The sequence below is a fragment of the Kitasatospora sp. NPDC002965 genome, assembly GCF_040611255.1.
Lineage (GTDB): Bacteria > Actinomycetota > Actinomycetes > Streptomycetales > Streptomycetaceae > Kitasatospora.
This window is the reverse complement of sequence record NZ_JBEXNT010000014.1, coordinates 22,685-44,783: the sequence shown is the minus strand read 5'-3', so window position 1 is coordinate 44,783 and position 22,099 is coordinate 22,685. Positions and strand designations below refer to the sequence as shown.

The window sequence follows — 22,099 nt, the reverse complement described above, 5'->3', positions numbered from 1 at the left end:
ATAAGCGTTCTTATGGGTAGAGCTAAAGATCCCTCGTTGGACGTGATAGGTCGGGCGGGTCGAACCTGCTCGTATGACACCCTCAGCCACGGTCGGGAGCGGCCGGCTCACCGAGCGCATGACCGCCCTCGTCGGCGAGATCCGCGCTGTCGTCGACCGCGGCCTGCCTCCGGAACTCACCGCCTACCTCGTCGGCGAACGACTCGCCCCGCACCTCGGCGACGCCGACCTGCTCACCGCCGACCAGCGCGAGGGCGACCCGGACCGCTACCGCCAGCACGTCCTGCACGCCGAGGCCGACGGGTCCTTCTCCGTCGTCGCCCTGGTCTGGCTGCCCGGCCAGCAGACCTCGATCCACGACCACGTCTCCTGGTGCGTGGCCGGCGTCCACCAGGGCCAGGAGAGCGAGACCCGCTACCGCCTGGTCTCCGACGGACGGACCGCCCACCTGGTCGAGACCGAGCACGTGGTCGGCCCCGCCGGCACCGTCGCGGCCTTCGCCCCGCCGGGCGACATCCACCTCGTCCGCAACGCCTGCACCTCCACCGCCATCTCCATCCACGTCTACGGCGCCGACGTCGCCCGGCTCGGCACCAGCATCCGGCGGGTCTACCGGCTGCCCGCCGGCGACCCCCGGTGAGCCCCGCATGGCACTGATCGTCCGGGAACGGCGGGTCCGCACCCGCGCCCTCCCCCCGCTCGGCGGGGACACCCCCGGCCTGCTGCTCGCCGCGCTCGGCGTGGCCGCGGCCCTCGCCGTCCACCAGGCCGTCCCCGCCGTACCCAAGCTCACCGCCGCCGTCGTGCTCGGCGTCGCCGCCGCCCACCTGCCCGGGCTGCGCCCGGTGGTCCGGGGTGTCGCCCGGCCCGGGCTCTCCACCGCCGGACGCCGGCTGATGCGGATCGGCATCGTGCTGCTCGGCCTCAAGCTCGGCCTGGGCGACGTGCTCGGTCTGGGCTGGGCCACCGTCGCCATGGTGCTCGCCGTCGTCGCCGCCACCTTCGCCGGCACCTGCTGGCTCGGCCGCCGGCTCGGCCTGCCCGGCGACCAGCCGCTGCTCGTCGCCACCGGGTACTCGATCTGCGGCGCCTCGGCGATCGGCGCGGTCAGCCAGGCGGCCGGCAGCGACGAGGAGGACGTCGCCGCCTCCGTCGCCCTGGTCACCCTCTGCGGCACCCTGGCCATCGCCGTCCTGCCGCTGCTCCAGCACCCGCTCGGGCTGGACGAGGCGGAGTTCGGCCGCTGGGTGGGGGCCGGCGTGCACGACGTCGGGCAGGTGGTCGCCACCGCGCAGACCGGCGGGGCGGAAGCCCTGCGCGAGGCGGTGCTCGTCAAACTGATGCGGGTGATGCTGCTGGCCCCGCTGGTCGCCGGGGTCGCGCTCACCGCCCGGCGCGCCCGCGCGCGGACCCGGTCGGCCGCCGACGGCGTCGCGGCGGGCGGTGCGTCCGGCGGTCCGGCGGGCGGTCCGGTCGGGAAGCGGCCGCCGCTGGTGCCGCTCTTCGTCGCAGGATTCCTCGCGATGATCGCGCTGCGCACCACCGGGCTGGTGCCGGAGCCGGTGCTCCGGCTCGCCGGCGACGCCCAGGAGCTGCTGCTGGCAGCCGCGTTGTTCGGGCTCGGCAGCGCCGTCCACCTGCCGACCATGGCCCGCACCGGCGGGCGGATCGCCCTGCTCGGGCTCGGATCCTGGGTGATGGTGGCCGGTGTCTCGTACGCGGGGGTGCTGGTCACGAGGTGACCGGGGCCCGGCCCGCGCTGGGCTATTGTCGGGCGGGTAGGCCGATCGTCCGAAGCTCCCGAAAACCGGAGGGGATTCGCGCATGTCCACCGCACTGCCGGAACGGGACGGCTCGGACGCCGTCGTCACGCTCGACCGGCGCGAGGGGCCCTTCGGAGAGGTGGTGCTGCGGCAGCGCGGGCGGCACTACGAGATCATCGCCAACGGCTGCTTCCTGATGGACACCGCCGACGGGCGCTCCGAGCGACTGCTGATCCAGGCGGCGCTCGACGAGTTGGACCGGACCGGCGACCAGGCCGGGCTCGGCGACCGGGCCCGGCCCGGCGGTCCGGAGGGGCCGGCCGTGCTCATCGGCGGGCTCGGGGTGGGTTTCTCGCTGGCCTACGCGGCCGCCGAACGGCGGTGGGGGCGGATCGCCGTCGTCGAGCGGGAGAGCGCGATCATCGACTGGCACCGGAACGGTCCGCTGGCCGCCTTCTCGGCCGGCGCGCTGGGCGACGAGCGGGTCGAGGTGCTCCACACCGACCTGCTGGAGTACCTCGCGGTGGCGGACGGCGCCCGCTACGACGCGCTCTGCCTGGACATCGACAACGGCCCGGACTGGACCGTCACCGACTCCAACGCCGGGCTGTACGGCGCGGACGGACTGGCCGTGCTCCGGCACCGGCTGGAGCCGGGCGGGGTGCTGGCCGTCTGGAGCGCGCAGCCGTCCCCCGCCTTCGAGGAGGCGCTGCGCGCGGCGGGCTTCCTGGACGTGGTCACGCACGAGATCCCGGTGGCCCGGGGCGTGCCGGACGTCGTGCACCTGGCCCGCCGCGCGCGGTGAGCGCACGACGGGCCAGGCGGGTCTCGATCGGCCCGGTCGACCCGGGCCGTCGTCCGGCTACTTCAGACCGTTGTCCACCGCGGCCATCAGCTCGCCGCTCGCGGTGTCACCGTCGAAGGCCCAGATCATCGCTCCGGCCAACCCCTGGGACTTGATCCAGGCGGTCTTCCGGGCGATCTCGGTCGGGTCGTCGTAGGTGTAGAAGACCGAGCCGTTGTAGATGTACGAGTGGCCGGCCACCGGGTCCCGGTAGATGGTGTAACCACCGCTGGTGGCCATCTCCTTGAGCTTCCGGTAGTCCTCGAACCCGGCCTCGTAGGTACCCGGGCCGGGGCCCGTCGCGGTCTGGAAGAGACCGTTGGTGGTGCCGCGCGGCACGCCCGTCCAGCCTCGACCGTAGAACGGGATGCCCAGCGTGAGCTTGCTCTTCGGGGCGCCGCCGTTGACGTACGCGCCGATCGCGACCTCGGAGCTGAACTGGCGGGCCGGCGGGTTCGGGTCGCCGGCCGCGACCTTGATGCCGGACTGCTGGTTGGTGACCATCTCCCAGCCGCCGTGGTAGTCGTAGCCCTGGATGGTGGCGAAGTCGAAGGCACCGAACAGGCCGGGGATGTCGATGCCGGCCGTGATCTTCGCCGGGTCGGCCGGGAGGAAGGCGCTCAGCGTGTAGTGCTTGTTGGTGGTGGCGCCGAGCGCGTCCAGCTGGCGACGGAACTCCTGGGCCACCAGGGTGTAGTTGGCCTTGTCGGCGGGCCGGAAGATGTTCCCGGTGTGCCCGTCGGAGTTCGGCCACTCCCAGTCGAGGTCGATGCCGTCGAAGATGCCGGCCGCACTGCCCGCGCCGCCGCGGCCGTCGATCACCGGCAGGTTGCCCTTGATGTACATGTCGATGCAGGAGCTGACCAGCGCCTTGCGGGAGGCGTCGGTGGCGGCCGCGTCGGAGAACCACTTGCTGTAGGACCAACCACCCAGCGAGATCTGGATCTTGAGGTTGGGGTACTTGGCCTTGAGCTGCTTCAGCTGGTTGAAGTTGCCGGCCAGCTTCTGGTCCCAGGTGTCGGTGGTCCCGGCCACCGAGCTGCCCGCGTCCCAGCCCTTGCCGTAGTCGGCCCAGGCGTCACCGGCACCGTCGCCCGCGTTCGGGTCGTTGTCCGGCCCGGCCGCCTTGTTGGTGATGAAGCACTGCTTGGTGGTCGGGTGGATGTTGGCGAAGGCGTAGTTGAGCGTGGTGAGCCGGCCCGCCGAGCCGGAGGTGTCGAGCTTCTTCACGCTGTACCCGCGGGCGTAGATGCTCCACTGGGTGAAGTAGCCGATCTTCAGGTTGCCGGGGTTGCTGCCCCCGGGCTTGGTCTTGCCGGTCACCGGGCCGGAGGCGGGCGAGACGTTGCCGGCCGCGTCGCGGGCCTTGACCGTGAAGGTGTACTCGGTGTCCGGCGCCAGGTTGCCGACGGTGGCGGACGCCGAGGGGACGGTCGCGGCCAGGGTGGTGCCGGTGTAGACGTCGTAGGCGGTGACGCCGACGTTGTCGGTGCTGGCGGTCCAGGTCAGCGAGACCGAGTTGGCGTCCGAGCCGGTCACCGTGGGGGTGCCCGGGGTGGTCGGAGCCTGCCTGTCCTCGACCGGCGGCTGGGTGGTGGCGCTGACCGGTCCGGCCGCCGCCGAGCGGTTGCCCGCCGCGTCGAAGGCCTGGACGGTGAACTGGTAGGCGGTGCCCGCGGTCAGGCCCTGCACGGTGACGGACGTGGTGGCGCCGTCGGTGGTGGCCACCTTGGTGCCGTCGCGGTAGACGTCGTAGCCGGTGACGGCGAGGTTGTCGGTGCTCGCGGCCCAGGACAGGTCGACCGTGGTCTGGGTGACGGTGCCCGTCCGGAGGTTGCCCGGGACGGTCGGCGCGGTCTGGTCCCCGCCGGCGCCGTCACACGGCTGCCCGTTCAACTTGCAGTTCAGCAGGGCCTTGTAAGCGCCGGAGTAGGCGATGTTGAAGCCGACGTTGTACGTGCCGCCGACCGGCAGGGTCGAGGCCCAGCCGGGGTTCTTCACCGTGACGTGGGAGGCCGAGGTGGTGTACGTCGCGTTCCAGAGGCCGGCCACGGTGTTGCCGGTGGGCAGGTCGAACTCCAGCGTCCAGCCGTTGATCGGGGCGCTGGAGCCGTTGGTGATGGTGTAACTGGCGTCGTAGCCGCTTCCCCAGTCGCTGCCCTTGGTGAAGGTCGCGGTGGCCGACCCGACAACGGCGGAGTCGGCGTTGGCGATGGCGGCGGGGAGAGCGGCGGCGAGCAGCGGGACGAGTAGCGTCCCGGCTGCCAGCAGCGGCAGGCTGATCCGACGTCTGCGCATGGATATGGCTCCTGTCCTGGGGTCCCGGGGCAGGCCCGGACGCCCCGTAACCCGTGGGGAGGTGTCAGGTGCGTGGAGCAGCGAGCTCCGGCCATGGGGGCGGCGCGGAACCGGAGACCTCGGGCCGTCGGGGTGCCACGGAGGATCCTGTGCCGAGAGTAGGGAGCAGATCGGCAACTGGCAATAGGTCTGTACCAGTTGCCGGTCGTGGGCATGACGGGCCGCCCGGACGGCCTCAGTTGACCTGGGCTTTCGTCAACTGGGCCTCGTCGGAGTGATGTTGTGGCCGAATGCAGTGCGGCGAAAGCGGCGCGGGTGCGGCTCCCGGCAGGGGCTCGGGGGCGGCCGGCGCCCCGGGCCGGCGGGAGCGACGGCCGGGCGGTCGGGCCTCCGTGCGGTCGGAGCGGTCGGGCGGTCGGAGGGGGCGGTGGGCCGTCCGGCGGTCGGGTGCGGGGCTCAGCCGAACGGGCCGGGCTCCGGAGCGGCGGCCGGCGGCGGGGCCGGGCGGTCCTCCGGCTGCGGGGCGAACGGGTTGAAGTCCGGGGGCGGGACCATGACCGGGGTGCCCTTGGGCCGGGGCCCGGGCTCGTCGGCGTTCCCGGCGGCGCCCCCGGGTGCGGGAGGGGCGGCGGGCGGCGGCGGGACCGGGGCGGACCGCAGCAGGACGGTGGTGCCGAACGGGTCCTGCGGACGGTCGGCCGCCGTCACCGTGCCGAACGGGTCGACCGGGACGGCCGGGGGCGGCCCGGCCGGGGCGGGCGGGGCGGGCTGCGCGTCCGGCTGCGGGGCGAAGGGGTCGAAGTCCGGGGGCGGCACCATCACGGGGGTGCCCTTGGGCCGGGGCGGCAGATCGGCGTCACCGGCGTCACCGGCGCCGGTGGTGCCGTCGGGGACGAGGATCGGCCGGGCCGGGGTCGGGTCGGCGACCTGCGCGAAGGGGTTGAAATCGGCGGGCGGGACGCGGACGGGCGTGCCCCGCAGGTCGACCGGGAGCGGGGCGGCGTCGGCCGGAACCGCGTCGGCAGGTGCCGCGTCCGCCGGGGCCGCCGCGTGCAGCGCGGGCGCGGGGTCGGCCGGCGGCGAGGGGACGGGAACCGGGACGGCCTGCGCCGGGGCGGGCGCGGCCGGCGCGCCGGGCACGCCGTCCCAGCCGAACTGCACGCTCTTCAGCAGCTCCGCGAACACGTCCGTGTACAGCTCCCAGTCCTGCGGCTGGGCGGTGCTGAGCTGGACGCAGAGCACCGAGACGCCGTCCGGCAGCGGGACGAACGCCTCCACCACCGACGTGACCGCCCAGCGGCGCACGCCGTCCGCGGCCAGCGGGCCCGGCACCGGGACGCTGCGGCCCTCCACCAGCACGGCGGCCGGTCCGGCCGGCAGCAGCACCGTCCACACCTCGGCGTGCCGGCGGACGGTGGCCAGCTCGGTGGCCAGCCCGGTGATCGGCAGCGGGTGCCGGGCGAGCGAGACCACCAGGGTGGCGTCGGCGGGCCGGCCGTCCGCCCGGAGCGCGGCGACGCCCGCGTAGACGGCGCCCGAGGCGCAGACCGCGTCGGCCAGCGTGGCGGCGATCACCGCGAAGTCGCGGCGGCCGGCCGGCTCGGCGCCGCTGAACAGCTCCTCGGCGGTCTCCGCCAGGTGCGTGGCCAACTCGGCGGCGGCGGCGCCGGCGGCAGGGTCGACGCCCCGGACGGACGGGGAGCCGCCGGCCGGGCCGAGGGGCACCGTACGGGCGGAGACCCCGGGAGGTCCGCCCGGGGAGGTCAGCGCGTGGAAGCCCGGCGGGACGACCAGGCGGACCTCCGAGCCGGCGCCGGTGGCGAGTTCGACCGGCTGCCGGGTCTGCTGCCCGGCAGCGAGTGCCGCCAGGGGGGCGGTGAACGGCGGGCGGAGCTTCGGGTCGGCCGGCTCGCCGGTCACGGGGAGCTCGAACCGGGCGGCGGTCAGGACACCAGGAGCGTCGGGCGAGGCGCCGCGGACCGGGCCGGCGGTGCCGTACCGGCTCAGCAGCGCGCCGGTCGCCAGCGCGGAGACCTCGGCTCCGGTGCCCGGGCGGGCCGTTCCGGCGGTGATCACGGTGCCGAGCCGGTCGACGGCGGTGTGCACCGGTCCGTTGGGCGCGAGGGGCAGGTCGAACAGGGCCTCGGCCGCCGGGCCGCTCACCCGTAGGGCGGTCAACGAGGACGCCGGGTGGCGTGAGGTCCGGGCGTCGAAGAGGGCGTCGGTGAGCGTTCCGAGCGTCGCGGAGATCCGCTCCGCCGCCGCGAAGGGGTTGGCCTCCGCGCTGAACTGGCCGTCCTGGGTCAACTGTTGAGCCCCCCGCTCTGCTCGGTGTGCGTTCGGTGGTCCGGGGACCCGGGCCCGGGGTGACCGGCGGGCCGTCAGATCCGTGCCCATTCCTATCAGAGGCCGCCGACGTGGCAGAACCTGCCGTCGGCGGCCCGGCCCGGCCCGTCAGGCGTCGGCGGGCGCGGGGCGTGCGGGTGGTGCCGGTGCGGCGGCCTGCCCGGGGGCCGGCCCGGCGGCCGGCTCGGCCGGTCCGGGGGGCGGCTCGACGGCCAGGGCGGTGACCGCCTCGGCGAGGCCCGGGACGGCGAACAGCCCTGCCAGGTCGCGGACCAGCCGCCCGGTCGGGCCGTCCGGCCGCTCGTCGGCGAAGAAGCCGGTCAGCTCGGCGGCGAGCGCGGGCTCCCGGGCGGCGGTCAGCGTGAGCGCCGCGACGAACTCCTGCACCAGGTGCAGCTGCAGCTCCTCCAGCGGCACCGAGCGGTCGGCCAGCCACTCCAGCGAGGTGATCTCCGCGTTGGCGATCCACGCGCGGACGGTGAGCCGCAGGCCCGGACCGGGCTCGGGCAGTGCCAGGTGGCCCAGGATCTGGTCGTGCGCGGCCCGTCGGACCTCGTCGATCACCGCCGAGGTGTTGGTGCTGGCCGCCACCGAGCCGCCGCGCAGCAGCGCCGCGAAGCCGGGGCCGTGGCTCTGCACGAAGTCCAGGTAGCGGCCCATGACGCGGTGGAGGCGCTCCGAGAGCGGGCCCTCGGCGGGTTCCTCGAACCGGGCCGCCAGCTCGCGGCCCGCCCGCCGCAGCGACTCCTCGTACAGGGCCTGCTTGCCCGGGAAGTAGTGGTAGACCAGCGGCCGGGAGGCGCCGGCGGCGGCCGCGATGTCGTCGATCGACACCTCCTCCGGCGGGCGGAGGCTGAACAGCTCCAGAGCGACGGAGATCAGCTGCTCGCGCCGCTCGTCCACGCTGAGGCGCCGGCGCGTGCGCTCGCCGCTCCCGCGCCCGGGGCGCTCAGGGCGCTCGCCGCTCCCGGGGCGCTCGGCGGGCGACGGGTGCGCTGCGGGTTCCGGGAGCGGGCCGCCCTCGGGCCGGGCCGTTCCTTCCGGCACTGCCGGGCCCTCGGGCCGGGCCGGGCCGTCCGGTCGTTCCGAGCGCGCGGGCGCGGGGGAGGGGGCCGACGGCGTGCGGGATGCCATGCGCGCCACCTTATCCGGCGCTACCCCGCGTACCGCTCCAGGTAGCGCCGGTACGCCTCCCGGCCGTCCGGCACGAACTCGTCCCGGGCCAGCCGCTCCGTCAGCTCGGCGGGGGTCAGCCACGTGTGCCAGGCGACCTCCGACTCCTGCGGCGCCACCGGGCCGTCCCACTCGGCCTCGTACACGTCGGACCACCAGCCCAGCCCGTCACCCCGGAACAGGAACCGGAACAGCGGGCGCGGGACGATCCCCTCGACGCCCAGTTCCTCCTCGGCCTCCCGGACGGCTGCGTCCTCGTACGTCTCGCCGGAGCCCACCACCCCGCCGACGAACATGTCGTGCGCGCCGGGGGCGAACAGCTTGGTGGCCGTGCGCCGGTGGACGAAGATCCGCCCGGCGGGGTCCCGGACCAGGACGAAGACGCACCGGTGGAGCAGTCCCCGCCGGTACACCTCCCCGCGCGGGGCGATCCCGATCACCCGGTCGTGCTCGTCGACGACGTCCAGCAGCTCTTCGGCAGGGTTGGTCATGACCGACAGGTTAGGGTTTCCGGGCGATCGACGGACACATGTGCGGAAGAGGGCGACACGCGGTGGTGGAGATCTGGGGCGAGACGGCCGAGGGCTTCGAGCCCGTACGGGAGGCCTTCGCGCGCAACTTCCGCGAGTACGGCGAACTCGGCGCGGCCTTCGCGCTCTACGTGCGCGGTCGCAAGGTGGTCGACCTGTGGGGCGGCGACGCCCGGCCCGAGGTCGGCGGGCGCCCCGCGCCGGCCGTGCCGTGGACCGCCGACACCGCGCAGGTGCTGCGCTCGGTGACCAAGGGCCTCACCGCCACCACCGCGCTGCTGCTGGCCGAGCGCGGGCAGCTCGACCTGGACGCGCCGGTGGCCGCGTACTGGCCGGAGTTCGCGGCGGCCGGCAAGGAGCGGGTGCCGGTGCGCTGGCTGCTCTCGCACCAGGCGGGCGTGCCGGCGCTGGACGTGCCGCTGCGCCTGGAGGACGTGCTCACCTGGGAGCGGGCGGTGGCCGCGGTGGCCGCCCAGGCCCCCGCCTGGGAACCCGGCACCGCGCACGGCTACCACCCGTACACCTTCGGCTGGCTGGTCGGCGAGGTGGTGCGGCGGGTGAGCGGGCGGACGGTCGGCCAGTACTTCGCCGAGGAGATCGCCCGGCCGCTCGGCCTCGACCTGTGGATCGGGCTGCCGTCCGGCGCCGCGCCGCGGGTCGGCCGGCTGGTCGACCTGCCGGCGCCGGCGGCCGCCCGGACGGGGCCGAGCGGGCTGCGGCTGCGCCCCAAGCAGGCGGTCCGCGACGCGTACCAGGACCCGACGTCGCTGACCGCCCGCGCGTTCGCCTCGGTCCGGCCCGGGGTGGACCTCAACGATCCGGCGGTGCAGGCCGCCGAGATCCCCGGCGCGGGCGGGATCGGCACGGCCCGTTCGCTGGCCCGGTTCTACGCGGCGCTGGCCGGCGTGGCCGACCGGCACGGCGGCAGCGGCGGGACGCTGCCGCCGCTGCTCGGCCCGGAGGTGCTGGCCCGCGCGGTCGGGCCGGTGGTCAGCGGACCGGACCGGGTGCTGATCGTCAACTCCACCTTCGGGCTCGGCTTCTTCCGCCACGGCCCGACCGCGCTGATGTCCTCGCCGGCGGCGTTCGGCCACCCGGGCCGGGGCGGCTCGCTGGGCTTCGCCGACCCGGACCTCGGGATCGGGTTCGGCTACGTGACCAACGGGATGCAGCCCGGCGTCACGGGGGACATCCGCTCCCGCACGCTGATCCGGGCGGTGCGGGGCTGTCTCGGCCTGTCCTGAGCGGGCATCAGGCCTGACCGGTCTCGAAGCGGCTGATCCGGCCGCCGTCGACGGTGAACCGCCAGGCGGTGCGCATCTCGCCCCAGGTCTCGTTGCTGTAGTTGGCGACCAGCGCGCGGCCGCCGTCGGACTCGGACTGGACGTCGATGTGGCCGCGGCTGGTGAAGATCTCGCGGTCGATCCAGTCCTGCAGGTCGCGGTCGGAGCCGTCGTCGGCCATGGTCGCGTCGGGGGCGAGCAGCGCGACGAAGGCCGCGCGGTCGCCGGCGTTGATCGCCGTGACGGCGGCGCGCACGGTCGGGTCGGACAGTTTGGCGGTGGCGATGGTCATCCGGTCTCCCAGGGGTGAAGGGTCGGGTACCTCCTGTTTAGGGCGTCGGCCGGGACTCGCCGGGCATGTCGGCGGCGCGTCGAGGATGTGGAGGGATTCATGTGCTTAGATCCCGATACGGGTGATTTGCCCTCGGGTCCCCGGCTGAGCCACGGGGAGTGGCGTACGGAGTGGGAAGTCGGCCGGCCCGACTTCCCACTCCGCGTATCTGCCGGGCCCGGCGCCCTAGAAGAGGCCCTGGGCGTCCGGTGCGTAGCTGACCAGCAGGTTCTTGGTCTGCTGGTAGTGCTCCAGGACGGCCTTGTGGTTCTCCCGGCCGATGCCCGAGTTCTTGTACCCGCCGAAAGCCGCGTGCGCGGGGTACGCGTGGTAGCAGTTCGTCCACACCCGGCCGGCCTGGATGGCGCGTCCGGCCCGGTAGGCGGTCGCGCCGTCGCGGGTCCAGACTCCGGCGCCGAGCCCGTACGGCGTGTCGTTGGCGAGCGAGATCGCGTCGTCGAAGTCCTCGAACCGGGTGACGGCGAGCACCGGTCCGAAGATCTCCTCCTGGAAGATCCGCATCCCGTTGACGCCCTCGAAGACCGTGGGCGTCACGTAGTAGCCGCCGGCGAGGGGGCCGCCGAGGTCGGCCGGCTCCCCGCCCGCCAGCACCTTGGCCCCCTCGGCCTGGCCGATCTCGATGTAGGAGAGGATCTTGCGGAGCTGCTCGTCGCTCGCCTGGGCGCCGACCTGCGTCTCCGTGTCCAGCGGGTTGCCCTGACGCAGCGCGCGCACCCGCTCCAGGCCGTCGGCGAGCAGCCGGTCGTACACCGCGGACTCGATCAGCGCCCGGCTCGGGCAGGTGCAGACCTCGCCCTGGTTGAGGGCGAACATCGCGAAGCCCTCGACGGTCTTGTCGTAGAAGGCGTCCCGCTCGGCGGCGACGTCGGCGAAGAACAGGTTCGGGCTCTTGCCGCCGAGTTCCAGCGACACCGGGATCAGGTTGCCGCTGGCGTACTGGGAGATCAGCCGGCCGGTCGTGGTCTCGCCGGTGAAGGCGATCTTGCGGATCCGGTCGCTGGAGGCCAGGGGCCGGCCGGCCTCCAGGCCGTAGCCGTTGACCACGTTGAGTACGCCGGGCGGCAGCAGGTCGGCGGTCAGCTCGGCCAGCAGCAGGACGGACGCGGGGGTCTGCTCGGCGGGCTTGAGCACCACCGCGTTGCCCGCGGCCAGGGCCGGGGCGAGCTTCCACACCGCCATCAGGATCGGGAAGTTCCACGGGATGATCTGGCCCACCACGCCCAGCGGTTCGTGGAAGTGGTACGCCACGGTGTCCTCGTCCAGCTGGGAGAGGCCGCCCTCCTGGGCGCGCAGTGCGCCGGCGAAGTAGCGCAGGTGGTCGACGGCGAGCGGCAGGTCGGCGGCCAGGGTCTCGCGGACCGGTTTGCCGTTCTCCCAGCTCTCCGCGACGGCGAGCCGCTCCAGGTTCTGCTCGATGCGGTCGGCGACCCGCAGCAGGACCTGGGCCCGTTCGGCGGGCGGGGTGCGGCCCCAGGCCGGGGCGGCGGCGTGGGCCGCGTCGAGCGCGGCCTCGATGTCCTCGGCGGTGCCGCGGGCCACTTCGGTGAAGACCTCGCCGGTGACCGGACTCGGGTTCTCGAAGTACTGGCCCAGGACGGGCGGTGCCCACCGGCCGCCGATCCAGTGCTCGTAGCGGGGGCGGTAGCCGACGACGGATCCGGGCTGGCCCGGGGGCAGGTAGACCGGCATGTTCTGGGTGCCTCCTCGCGCTGTCAGGCGCCGTCACGGCACGCGGGCCGGGCGGCGCGCCGGGCTGCGGCAGGGGGCGGCCCGGCGGAGGGTACGGACACACACGCGGGTCGGGCGCCCCTCACCGGGACACCCGCCGGGCAGCACCCTAGCCGGGGACGGCCGGTTCGGCTACGGTCCGTACGGCCGGGGTCGACGGAGGGTGGCGGTTTCCGGTCGCCCCCGGAGCCGGGTGCCCGCGCGCCGGGCTGACGGGTGCCGGGGCGTGCCCCGCCCCCTGAGGCCCCCGTACGCCCGCGTCCGGTCGAACGGCACGCGCCCCCGGAGCCCGCCTCGCGCCCGGCGCAGCCCCCGCGCGCCGGGCGCGAGGACTGCGCCGGTAGCGAGAGGTGGGGGAGCGAGGGGCTGCGGAGAGCGGGCGCCGTCGGGCGCCGGGGGCGCGCACCGTGGGTGCGCCGACCGTCGACACCGGATCGGGACGGCCCGGTGGCGGGCGGCGAGGGGCGGCTAGGCGGCCTGGTAGCGCCCCGTGCGGCGCTCCCAGCTCAGGTATCCGGCCAGCCAGGTGAGGAGGCCGTCGGCGTACCGCTGGGCGAGGCTCCGTTCGACCCGGGCGAGGCCGAGTTCCCGGTGGACGTCGGGCAGCCGGTCGTGGAGTCCCCGGCAGCGTTCCACCATCAGCTGTGCCTCCCCCATCACCACGGAGCAGGCCTCCTCGGCCGAGCAGTTCCGTTCCCGCTGCACGATCATCACCAGGTTGTTGACGTCGCCGCGCGGGGCCTCCAGCGGGTACGACCGCACGTCGTTGGTGAGCGACGGGATGTCGGCGGCGAGCTGGCGGAGCTGGCGCAGCACCGGGTGGTGCAGGACGGCCGGGGGGACCTCGAAGTGGCCGAGCCGTTCGACCATGTCGAAGATGGTCTCCATGGCGGCGGTCCCGCGCCGCAGGACCAGGTACCCGTCGCGGTCCGGTGGCCGCGGGGAGATCCGGCCGGCCGCCTCGGCGGGGTGACTGGCGAGGTACCACTCCCAGTTGTACGCGGCGCGCGCCTGCCAGCGCGCGGGCATGCCCTGGGCGCTGCGCTCCCAGAGGTCGGCGAAGGCGGTCTCGACGGCGGAGTCCGGGTGGGGGCGGGCGCCGTGCAGGACGGAGATCAGCCGGTCACAGATCGGCGCGACCTCGGTGGGGCGGCGGCCGAGCGGTCCGTCGAACTGATCGTCGAACAGGAAGTAGAAGCCCATCAGGTCTGCGGCCAGGGCGAGTTCGTCGGGACCGGCGTCGGGGTAGCCGAGGGCGGCGAGGTCGACCACCTCCCAGTGCGCGTACGACGGGTGGGTCGGGTCCGGCAGCAGCGGGTGACGGGTCAGCCAGGCGCGGTGCAGTTCGGTGGCGTACGGCCCGTGGGGGCTGCGACGGTGCGGGAACGGAATCTGAAGTGAGGTGTCGTCAGACATCGGACTCCCGGGGCGGCGAGGGGTGGGGGTGCTGGCGGTACTGGGCGTGACGGTGGGGGAGTTGGGGAATTTCGGCTGTGCGGGAAATGCGGCTGTGCCATGATCAACCCACTACGCGGGGCGTAGAGTATCTGATGCAATGATCGGACGTTAGGGATATAGGGCAATTGCCCTTGGCAAGGCCTTCGAACCCTCGATCTCGGCCCCGGCCTGCGTGAATGGATTCCACCCCGCCTCCGGCGGCGCTAACCTCGGCTCCACGGGCAGGGATCGGCGAGGCGGAGGGCGCGACGGTGACCGAGCGGGACAACGAATTCCGGGCGGAGGCGGTGCCCGGCGGACCGGAGGCGACGGCTGCCCCGAACCGGGTCAGGTTGCGTGACCGCGACGCCGAACTCCGCTCGGCCGAGGCCGCCGTGGACAAGCTCTGCCGCGAGTTCGCCGCCGGCGGCACCGAGATCGGCGAACTGCTCACCTTCTCCGGCCGGCCCGGCATCGGCAAGACCACCCTGCTGCACGAGGTCCGACGCCTCGCCAAGCTGCGCCCGGGCGCCACCGTGCTCTTCGCACGCGGCGGCGAGCGCCAGTTCAACGAGCCCTACCACGTCCTGCGGCAGCTGCTCCAGCCCGTGCTCGGCAGTCTGAAACCCGGAGAGTTCCGCCAGGTGATGGGCACCTGGGAGGAGGTCGTCGGCCCGGCGATGGGCCTCAAGCAGCCCAAGCAGGGCGCCCGCCGCCTCGACCCGCAGGGCGTCCGTGACGGCCTCGACTACGTCCTCACCCAGCTCGCCCCGCGCCGCGCCCCGCTCGTGATGATCGTCGACGACCTGCACTGGGCCGACCTCGAATCGCTCGCCTGGCTCTCCCAGTTCGCCGTCCGGGCCCGCGAGCTCCCGGTCCTGCTCGTCTTCGCCTACCGGGACGACATCGCCGACTGGCCGGCGGAGTCCCAGGACCACCACAGCGCCGTCACCGGACTCGCGACCCGCAAGCACGAGTTGAGCCGTCTCTCGCTCGTCGCCGTGACCGACATGATCCGTGCCGAACTCGGCGACCGGGCCGAGGACGCCTTCTGCTACGAGTTCTGGAACGTCGTCAACGGCAACCCGTTCGAGGTCGTCGCCCTGCTCGACCAGGTCCGCGACCAGGAGCTGGATCCGGTCGAGGAGAACTCCCACCAGCTGCGCGAACTCGCCGTCGACGCCACCGGGATGACCCTCAAGAGCTGGCTGGACCGGCTCGGCGCCACCACCCTGCGGTTCGCCTGGGCCGCCGCCATGCTCGGCACCGACATCCGGCAGGACCTCGCCGCCCGGATCTCCACCCAGAGCGGTGAGGGCGCCCGCGAGTCCATCAAGGCGCTGCGCAAGCAACGGGTGCTCACCCAGACCCCGAACGGCAACCTCGAGTTCGTCCACCCGCTGATCGCCAGCTCGATCTACAACACCATGCCGGAGGCCACCCGGACCGGCATGCACGGCGTGGCCGCCGCCGAGATCGAGAACGCCGGGCTCGGTCTGCTCGCCGCCTCCCGCCACCTGGTGGAGACCTTCGCGGGCGAGGGCGACGACCGCACCGTCCGCAAGCTCCGCAGGGCCGCCGCCGAACACCTGCTGATCGGCGCACCCGAGGCCGCCCAGCGCTGCCTCCACCGCGCACTGGCCGAGCCGCCGGACGACCTGGACCGCGCCGAGGTGCTGTACGAGCTCGGCTGCTCCGCGCTGCTCACCGACCCGATCGCCACCGTCAACCAGCTGAAGCTCGCCCTCGACCCGGAGGAGGGTCCGCTGCGCGCCTCGCTGCGGGTGGACGCCACCTTCCGGCTCTCGGAGGTGCTCGCCCACAGCGGCGAACTGCGCCAGGCCGCCGTGGTCTGCCAGGAGGAGGCCGAGCGCACCGTCTCCGATCCGGCGGGACGGCTCAGGCTGGAGGCCGCCTCGTTCATGTGGCACGCCTACCGCAAGTCCGAGGAGGACGGCCCGGCCCGCTCCGCCCGGCTGGGTGCGCTCTGCGACAGCCTCTCCGGGCGGGACGCGGCCGACCGGGCCGTCCTCGCGATGCGCGCCTGGGACCTCACCCTGCGCGGCGAGCCGTCCGCCGAGGCGCTGCGGTACGCCGACGACGTCCTCGACAACGGCCGGCTGCCCAAGGGCCTGGGCTGGACCGACAACACCTGGGGCTTCGAGCTGCCCGCCACCCTCGGCCTCTCCTACACCTACAACGACCGGATCGCGCAGGCCGAGCGGCTCTTCTCGGACGCCATCATCCAGTTCGAGGTGGCCGGCTGGAGCGGTGCCCACCGGGGTTTCGCCTACTTCCTGATGGGCCTGGCCCGGTTCCGGCGCGGCCTGCTCGCCGAGGCCGAGGACTTCCTGCGCCGGGCGCTGCGGCTCTCCGAGCGGATCGGCCCCAAGCTGCCGCTGGCCTGGGACGCGGTGGGTGTACTGGTCGACACCCTGATCGCCCGCGGCCGGTCCCGGGAGGCCTGGGACCTCGCCATCGGCTTCGGTTTCCACCCGCCGTACCACGCCACCGCGATGGTGCTGCCGGACGCGGCCTCGCTGTACGGCAAGCTGCTGCTCGCCGTGGACCGGCCCGCCGGTGCGGCCGCCGCGCTCACCGAGGCCGGTGCCCAGCTGGACCTGCGGGGCTGGCACAACACGGTCTGGGCGCCGTGGGCCGGGCACCTGGCGATCGCCCTGGCCGGGGACGAGCCGGAGCGCGCCCGGGCGTACGCCCGGAGGTCCGTCGCGGACGCCGAGCGGTTCGGCACCGCCTCGGCGATCGGCACAGCGCTGCGGCTGTACGCCCAGATCGAGGACGGCCAGCAGGCGGTCGAGCTGCTGGAACGGGCCGTGGCGCACCTCGGGCAGTCGCCGGCCGGCTACGAGCACGCGGTGGCGCTGGTCGACCTCGGGGCCGCGCTGCGCCGGGTCGGACGGCTGGAGGACGCCCAGGAGTACCTGTACCAGGGGATCGAGCTGGCACAGCACTGTGCGGCCGACGGGCTGGTCGACCGGGCCCGGCGCGAGCTGGCCAACTACGGGCTGCGGCCCAACCGCCTGGGCGACGTCCGGGAGATGCTCAGCCAGCCCGAGTGGGACGTCGCCCGGCAGGCCGTCCGCGGCGTGCCGCCGCAGCGGATCGCGGAGACGCTGGACCTCCCGCTCAGCCTGGTCAACCGCCGGCTGGCCGCGGTCTACCGGAAGGCCGGCAGCGGCCCGGACGGCCTGGCCGCCGCGCTCGGCCTGCCGCCCGGCCAGCGGGACGCCGCCGGGGCGGACGGTCTCGGGCTCGACGGAGACCTCTCCGGCGGGACGTGACCGGACCGGGCACCGGTGGCACGGGCATCGGCGGTGCGGGCATCGCCGGCACGGGCATCGGCGGTGCGGCGGTGCGGCGGTCGGCGGGGAGAGCGCGTAGCGGACGGCGGGCGCGCGGCGTCGGCGCGTCCGTCGGCGGGTGAGGTGTCGGGCGGCGCGCGGAGGCTTCATGAGCGCCCCCGCCACGGTGCTCCTCGTTAGGCTTCCGCCCACGGGGGCCCGCCGAGGCGCAGTCCCCCGGACGGGACCCGGAACCAGCGCGGGGGCGGTGCACCGCCCCCGCAAGTGAGGAGCAGGCCATGGCGACGCCCCCGGCGAACGGGCCGCAGGCGACCACCGTGCGGCACGAGCCTTTCGAGCCCGCGGGTGCGGGCGCCGCCATCGAGCGCTGGACCCTGCAGGCCGGCCCGTACGAGGCGAGCGTGCTCTCCCTCGGTGCCACCCTGCACACCCTGGTCGCGCCCGACCGGCAGGGCCGTCCGGCGCAGCTGCTGCTCTCCACGGACCGGCTCACCGAGATCCTCGGCCCGGCGCGGCACTACGGCACCGTGGTCGGCCGGTACGCCAACCGGATCGACCGCAGCGCGGTCACCGTCGGGGGCGAGGAGTTCCCGCTGGCCCCGACCGGCAACGGAGTGACCCTGCACGGCGGCCCGGACGGGTTCGCGCACCGGATGTGGGCGGCCGAGGAGCTGCCCGCCGGCGTGCGGCTGCGGCTGCACAGCCCGGACGGCGACCAGGGCTTCCCGGGCGCGCTCGACGTCAGCGTCGACTACACGCTCGCCCCGTCCGGGGAGCTGACCGTCGCGTACCGCGCCGTCACGACCGCGCCGACCGTGCTCAACCTCACCAACCACGCCTACTTCAACCTGGCGGGGGAGGGCACCGGGGATGTCCTCGGCCATCTGCTCACCCTGGACGCGGACGGCTACACGCCCGCCGACGAGCGGCAGATCCCGTACGGCAGGGTCGAGCCGGTGGCCGGTACGCCGTTCGACTTCACCACCGCCCGGCCGATCGGCAAGTCCGTGCACGACGAGCACCCGCAGCTGACCGGTCCCGGCGGGTACGACCACAACTGGGTGCTCCGCCCGCGTCCGGCCGACGGCGACCCGGTCCGGGCCGCCCTGCTGGAGGACCCGGTCAGCGGCCGCACCCTGGAGGTGCTGACCACCGAGCCGGGTCTCCAGGTCTACACGGCCAACACGTTCCAGGGGGCGGTGACCGGCGCGAGCGGGGTGCCGTACGGGCCGTTCGCCGGGGTCGCGCTGGAGACCCAGCACTTCCCGGACTCCCCGCACCACCCGGAGTTCCCGAGCACCGTGCTCCGCCCGGGGGAGGAGTTCCGCTCGGTCACGGTGCTGCGACTGGGCGTCTCCTGACCCTGCCGCTGCAAGCGGATTTCACCGGTTTTCAGTACGGAGGGTGGCCCCGGCGGCTTCGGTCGGCCGGGGCGAACCGGACATAGCGCCATAACTTCCACACCTGTCAACTACCGTGCGGCAACGTGAAGGACACGTGGGCGTAACGATCGCCGTTTCTTGCAGAAACTTGCTGCAAGGGCTTTCCGCGGTGATTGCCCCGCTGTTAACTTCCTTCCGAGCCCGACGGCAGCAACGGTGCGGTCGGCGCGAGGCAGCCATTATGCGCCTGCCTCCCTACATCTCGGGCACCCCCACCCTCCAAGGAGTTCTCATGCGGCGTGGCATCGCGGCCTCTGCCCTCGTTGTGGCCCTCGCGGTCTCGATGGCTGCCTGTGGCAGCAGCGGCTCCAGCTCGGACGGCAAGGCCGACGGGCCGGTCACCCTCACCTACTGGGACACGTCGAACGCCACCAACGAGGCGCCGAACTACCAGGCGCTCGTCAAGAAGTTCGAGGCCGCCAACCCGGGCGTCAAGGTCGACTTCGTCAACGTGCCCTTCGACCAGGCGCAGAACAAGCTCCAGACCGCGATGGGGGCCAAGGGCGCTCCGGACGTCTTCCGCTCCGAGGTCGGCTGGACCGCCGCCTTCGCCAAGGCCGGCTTCCTGGAGCCGCTGGACGGCACCCCGGCCGCCGCGGACGTCGCCGGCTTCCAGCCCAGCCTGATCCAGCAGGCCAAGTACGAGGGCAAGCTCTACGGTGTCCCGCTGGTCACCGACACCCTCGGCCTGCTGTACAACAAGGAGCTCTTCGCCAAGGCCGGCATCACCGCCGCCCCCGCCACCTGGGACGAGCTGAAGACCGCCGCCGCCGCGGTCAAGGAGAAGGCCGGCGTCGACGGCTTCTGGCTGAAGGCCGCCGACGGCTACTACGCGATGCCGTTCCTGTTCGGCGAGGGCACCGACACCGTCGACGCCAAGGGCAAGAAGATCACCGTCACCTCGCCCGAGGCGGCCAAGGGCATCGAGACCTACAAGACGCTGTTCACCTCGCCCGGCACCGCCAAGGCCGACGTCACCACCGACGCCTACGCGCACATGATGGACGCCTTCAACAGCGGCAAGGTCGCGGCGATCATCCAGGGCCCCTGGGAGATCACCAACATCTACAAGGGCACCGCCTTCGCCGACAGGACCAACCTCGGCATCGCCCCCGTCCCCGGCGGCTCCGCGGGCACGGCCGGCGCCCCCACCGGCGGCCACAACATCTCCGTCTACGCCGGCGCCGACAAGGCCCACAAGGACGCCGCCGAGAAGTTCGCGGCCTTCATGACCTCGGCCGAGAGCCAGGCGTTCGTCGCGCAGAAGAACTCCACCCTGCCGACCCGCACCGACGCCTTCACCCCCGAGGTCAAGGCCGACCCCGGCATCGCCGGCTTCCAGGCGGTCCTCTCCAGCGCCAAGCCGCGTCCCGAACTGCCCGAGTACAGCTCGCTGTTCGCCTCGCTGGGCACCAACCTCGGCAAGATCGTCCAGGGCACCTCGACCCAGGACGGCCTGAACACCGTCGCCACCGACTACGCCAAGCTCCTCCCGGGCTTCGCCAAGTAGTCCTCCCCGTAGCCGTCCGGCCCGCCGCCACCCCTCCCGCGCGGGCCGGACGGCCGGACCCGTAGCAGCAGTCGCCGAAGCGAGGCGGCGGACCTCCCCGAGAAGGTGTCGAACAATGTCAGTCGCCGTGCAGGGCGCCACCGGCAAGGGCAGCCGGGAGCGCGATCCGCGTCCGGGCCTGATGGAGCGCCTGAAGCGCTCGTACGCCAAGCACTGGTACGCCTACGCGATGATCGCGCCGGTCGTGCTGGTGCTCGGCGTGCTGGTGCTCTACCCGCTCGCCGAGGGACTCTGGCTCACCCTCACCGACGCCAACAGTCTCAACGTCGCCCGCAAGATCGGCGCCAACGAGATCCCGGCCTCCTACACGTTCGTCGGCTTCGACAACTACGCCGACATCCTCTGGGGCCCCGGCTCGTACGACCGCTTCTGGTCGCACTTCGTCTGGACCATCGCCTGGACGGCGCTCTGCGTCGGCCTGCACTACACCATCGGCCTCGGCCTCGCCCTGCTGCTCAACCAGAAGCTGCGCGGCCGGGCCGTCTACCGGATGCTGCTCATCCTTCCCTGGGCCGTGCCGACCTTCGTCACCGTGTTCTCCTGGCGCCTGATGCTCGCCGACGGCGGAGCCGTCAACGGCGTGCTGTCCGCCCTGCACCTGCCCGAACCCGGCTGGCTGGACGACCCGACCGCCCAGAAGGCCGCGGCCGTCCTGGTCAACACCTGGGTCGGCGTGCCGTTCATGATGATCTCGCTGCTCGGCGGCCTCCAGTCGATCCCGGCCGAGCTGTACGAGGCGGCCGAGATGGACGGCGCCACCGCCTGGCAGCGGTTCCGGCACGTCACCCTGCCGGGACTGCGCACCGTCTCCTCCACCGTGGTGCTGCTCGGCGTGATCTGGACGTTCAACCAGTTCGCCGTCATCTTCCTGCTGTTCGGCAACGGCGCGCCCGACGCCCAGCTGCTGGTCACCTGGGCGTACCGGCTCGGCTTCGGCCAGCAGCCCCGGGACTACGCGCAGTCCGCCGCCTACGGCGTCATCCTGCTCTCGATCCTGATCGTCTTCACCGCCTTCTACCGCCGCTGGCTCGCCCGCAACGAGCAGGCGAACGGCTGACCCGGCCCACCCAGCGACCACGAAGGCAGGCATCCCGATGAGCAGCACCACCACCGACCGCCCCACCCCCCTCACCGCGCGCCCCGCGGCCCCGGCCGCCCGGCCGGCCAGGGTCCGCCGGCGCGGCGAACCCTCCCCGCTCGGCAAGGCCCTCGCGCACGGCACGCTGATCCTGGCCAGCCTGGTCGCACTCTTCCCGGTGGCGTGGATCCTCTACGTCTCGCTCGGCCCGGACAAGACCGACTACCTCCACCCCGGCGAGATCATGGACAAGCTGACGCTGTCCAACTACCGCACGGTGCTGTTCGACACCGACTTCGTCCACTGGTTCGGCAACGCCTTCCTGGTCTCCGGCGCCACCACCGTGGTGGGCGTGCTGATCGCCGCCTCCACCGGCTACGCCGTCTCCCGGATGCGCTTCCCCGGCCACCGGCCGCTGATGTGGTCGCTGCTGGTCACGCAGATGTTCCCGATCGCGGTGCTGATCGTGCCGATGTACACGATCCTCTCCCAGCTCGGTCTGCTGGACAGCTACCTGGGCCTGATCCTGGTCTACTCCACCACCACCGTGCCGTACTGCGCCTGGCTGCTGAAGGGCTACTTCGACACGATCCCGGTGGAGATCGACGAGGCCGGCCGGGTCGACGGGCTCAGCCCGTTCGGCACCTTCTGGCGGCTGGTGCTGCCGCTCGCCCGCCCGGGCCTGGCGGTGGCCGCGTTCTACTCCTTCCTGACCGCCTGGGCCGAGGTCGCCTTCGCCTCCACCTTCATGCTCAGCTCCGACAAGTACACGCTGGCCGTCGGCCTGCAGACCTTCGTCAGCGAGCACGACGCCCAGTGGAACCTGATGGCCGCCACCGCGGTGCTGATCGCGATCCCGTCGTCGGTCCTCTTCTACCTGGTGCAGCGCCACCTGGTGACCGGTCTGACCGCCGGCGCCTCCAAGTCCTGAG

At 73.7% G+C, this 22,099-nt stretch carries 16 protein-coding genes; 9 read left to right on the top strand and 7 right to left on the bottom strand.

What is annotated here, in order from left to right; genetic code table 11:
* The first annotated feature begins 73 nt into the window (after window positions 1-73).
* From ABZY91_RS08815 to ABZY91_RS08805, 3 genes are all read left to right on the top strand, one after another.
* Window positions 74-640 carry a cysteine dioxygenase family protein gene (locus ABZY91_RS08815; RefSeq protein ID WP_355400892.1) on the top strand — a complete coding sequence of 189 codons (567 nt, stop codon included), beginning with the start codon at window positions 74-76 and terminating at the stop codon, window positions 638-640.
* Between the two features lie 7 nt (window positions 641-647).
* Complete coding sequence (locus ABZY91_RS08810; protein WP_355400890.1) at window positions 648-1,742, top strand: putative sulfate exporter family transporter; 1,095 nt, start codon at window positions 648-650, stop codon at window positions 1,740-1,742.
* A gap of 82 nt (window positions 1,743-1,824) precedes the next feature.
* Complete coding sequence (locus ABZY91_RS08805) at window positions 1,825-2,568, top strand: spermidine synthase (RefSeq protein ID WP_355400888.1); 744 nt, start codon at window positions 1,825-1,827, stop codon at window positions 2,566-2,568.
* Between the two features lie 57 nt (window positions 2,569-2,625).
* Here ABZY91_RS08805 and ABZY91_RS08800 read toward each other — a convergent pair whose 3' ends face one another.
* From ABZY91_RS08800 to ABZY91_RS08785, 4 genes are all read right to left on the bottom strand, one after another.
* A complete protein-coding gene (locus ABZY91_RS08800) occupies window positions 2,626-4,905 on the bottom strand; it encodes a glycoside hydrolase family 18 chitinase (RefSeq protein ID WP_355400886.1) in 2,280 nt (759 codons plus the stop codon).
* Window positions 4,906-5,361: 456 nt separating this feature from the next.
* Window positions 5,362-7,212: a hypothetical protein gene (locus tag ABZY91_RS08795; RefSeq protein ID WP_355400884.1), complete on the bottom strand. Its 1,851-nt coding sequence runs from the start codon at window positions 7,210-7,212 to the stop codon at window positions 5,362-5,364.
* A 147-nt stretch (window positions 7,213-7,359) separates the two neighbouring features.
* Entirely contained in the window at window positions 7,360-8,154 is a 795-nt protein-coding gene (locus ABZY91_RS08790; RefSeq protein ID WP_355400953.1) for a TetR/AcrR family transcriptional regulator, read from the bottom strand.
* A gap of 251 nt (window positions 8,155-8,405) precedes the next feature.
* The gene (locus ABZY91_RS08785) at window positions 8,406-8,915 is read right to left on the bottom strand and encodes an NUDIX domain-containing protein (RefSeq protein ID WP_355400882.1); all 510 of its coding nucleotides are present in this window, start codon (window positions 8,913-8,915) and stop codon (window positions 8,406-8,408) included.
* Between the two features lie 62 nt (window positions 8,916-8,977).
* Here ABZY91_RS08785 and ABZY91_RS08780 point away from each other — a divergent pair, with 62 nt between their 5' ends.
* Entirely contained in the window at window positions 8,978-10,198 is a 1,221-nt protein-coding gene (locus tag ABZY91_RS08780; protein WP_355400881.1) for a serine hydrolase domain-containing protein, read from the top strand.
* A 7-nt stretch (window positions 10,199-10,205) separates the two neighbouring features.
* On the opposite strand, the gene ABZY91_RS08775 is transcribed toward ABZY91_RS08780, so the two are convergent.
* The 3 genes from ABZY91_RS08775 to ABZY91_RS08765 all read right to left on the bottom strand — a co-directional run bounded on the left by ABZY91_RS08775 (window position 10,206) and on the right by ABZY91_RS08765 (window position 13,733).
* Entirely contained in the window at window positions 10,206-10,529 is a 324-nt protein-coding gene (locus ABZY91_RS08775) for a nuclear transport factor 2 family protein (RefSeq protein WP_329880284.1), read from the bottom strand.
* Window positions 10,530-10,754: 225 nt separating this feature from the next.
* Complete coding sequence (locus ABZY91_RS08770) at window positions 10,755-12,278, bottom strand: aldehyde dehydrogenase family protein (protein ID WP_355400879.1); 1,524 nt, start codon at window positions 12,276-12,278, stop codon at window positions 10,755-10,757.
* A gap of 507 nt (window positions 12,279-12,785) precedes the next feature.
* Window positions 12,786-13,733: a terpene cyclase gene (locus tag ABZY91_RS08765; protein ID WP_329880282.1), complete on the bottom strand. Its 948-nt coding sequence runs from the start codon at window positions 13,731-13,733 to the stop codon at window positions 12,786-12,788.
* A gap of 293 nt (window positions 13,734-14,026) precedes the next feature.
* Here ABZY91_RS08765 and ABZY91_RS08760 point away from each other — a divergent pair, with 293 nt between their 5' ends.
* From ABZY91_RS08760 to ABZY91_RS08740, 5 genes are all read left to right on the top strand, one after another.
* On the top strand, window positions 14,027-17,056 hold the full coding sequence (locus ABZY91_RS08760; protein ID WP_355400876.1) for an AAA family ATPase: 3,030 nt from the start codon (window positions 14,027-14,029) through the stop codon (window positions 17,054-17,056).
* Between the two features lie 299 nt (window positions 17,057-17,355).
* Window positions 17,356-18,438 carry an aldose epimerase family protein gene (locus tag ABZY91_RS08755; RefSeq protein ID WP_355400874.1) on the top strand — a complete coding sequence of 361 codons (1,083 nt, stop codon included), beginning with the start codon at window positions 17,356-17,358 and terminating at the stop codon, window positions 18,436-18,438.
* A gap of 313 nt (window positions 18,439-18,751) precedes the next feature.
* Window positions 18,752-20,029, top strand: a complete 1,278-nt coding sequence (locus ABZY91_RS08750; protein ID WP_355400872.1) for an extracellular solute-binding protein — start codon at window positions 18,752-18,754, stop codon at window positions 20,027-20,029.
* A gap of 115 nt (window positions 20,030-20,144) precedes the next feature.
* Window positions 20,145-21,146, top strand: a complete 1,002-nt coding sequence (locus tag ABZY91_RS08745; RefSeq protein ID WP_329880276.1) for a sugar ABC transporter permease — start codon at window positions 20,145-20,147, stop codon at window positions 21,144-21,146.
* 37 nt (window positions 21,147-21,183) lie between these two features.
* Window positions 21,184-22,098 carry a carbohydrate ABC transporter permease gene (locus ABZY91_RS08740; RefSeq protein ID WP_355400870.1) on the top strand — a complete coding sequence of 305 codons (915 nt, stop codon included), beginning with the start codon at window positions 21,184-21,186 and terminating at the stop codon, window positions 22,096-22,098.
* The last annotated feature ends 1 nt before the right edge of the window (window position 22,099 follow it).

Coding starts and splice junctions, on each gene's coding strand:
- ABZY91_RS08800 (WP_355400886.1), bottom strand. CDS start 4,905: ATGCGCAGACGTCGGATCAGCCTGCCGCTGCTGGCAGCCGGGACGCTA.
- ABZY91_RS08765 (WP_329880282.1), bottom strand. CDS start 13,733: ATGTCTGACGACACCTCACTTCAGATTCCGTTCCCGCACCGTCGCAGC.
- ABZY91_RS08785 (WP_355400882.1), bottom strand. CDS start 8,915: ATGACCAACCCTGCCGAAGAGCTGCTGGACGTCGTCGACGAGCACGAC.
- ABZY91_RS08770 (WP_355400879.1), bottom strand. CDS start 12,278: ATGCCGGTCTACCTGCCCCCGGGCCAGCCCGGATCCGTCGTCGGCTAC.
- ABZY91_RS08745 (WP_329880276.1), top strand. CDS start 20,145: ATGTCAGTCGCCGTGCAGGGCGCCACCGGCAAGGGCAGCCGGGAGCGC.
- ABZY91_RS08755 (WP_355400874.1), top strand. CDS start 17,356: ATGGCGACGCCCCCGGCGAACGGGCCGCAGGCGACCACCGTGCGGCAC.
- ABZY91_RS08750 (WP_355400872.1), top strand. CDS start 18,752: ATGCGGCGTGGCATCGCGGCCTCTGCCCTCGTTGTGGCCCTCGCGGTC.
- ABZY91_RS08815 (WP_355400892.1), top strand. CDS start 74: ATGACACCCTCAGCCACGGTCGGGAGCGGCCGGCTCACCGAGCGCATG.
- ABZY91_RS08775 (WP_329880284.1), bottom strand. CDS start 10,529: ATGACCATCGCCACCGCCAAACTGTCCGACCCGACCGTGCGCGCCGCC.
- ABZY91_RS08805 (WP_355400888.1), top strand. CDS start 1,825: ATGTCCACCGCACTGCCGGAACGGGACGGCTCGGACGCCGTCGTCACG.
- ABZY91_RS08740 (WP_355400870.1), top strand. CDS start 21,184: ATGAGCAGCACCACCACCGACCGCCCCACCCCCCTCACCGCGCGCCCC.
- ABZY91_RS08810 (WP_355400890.1), top strand. CDS start 648: ATGGCACTGATCGTCCGGGAACGGCGGGTCCGCACCCGCGCCCTCCCC.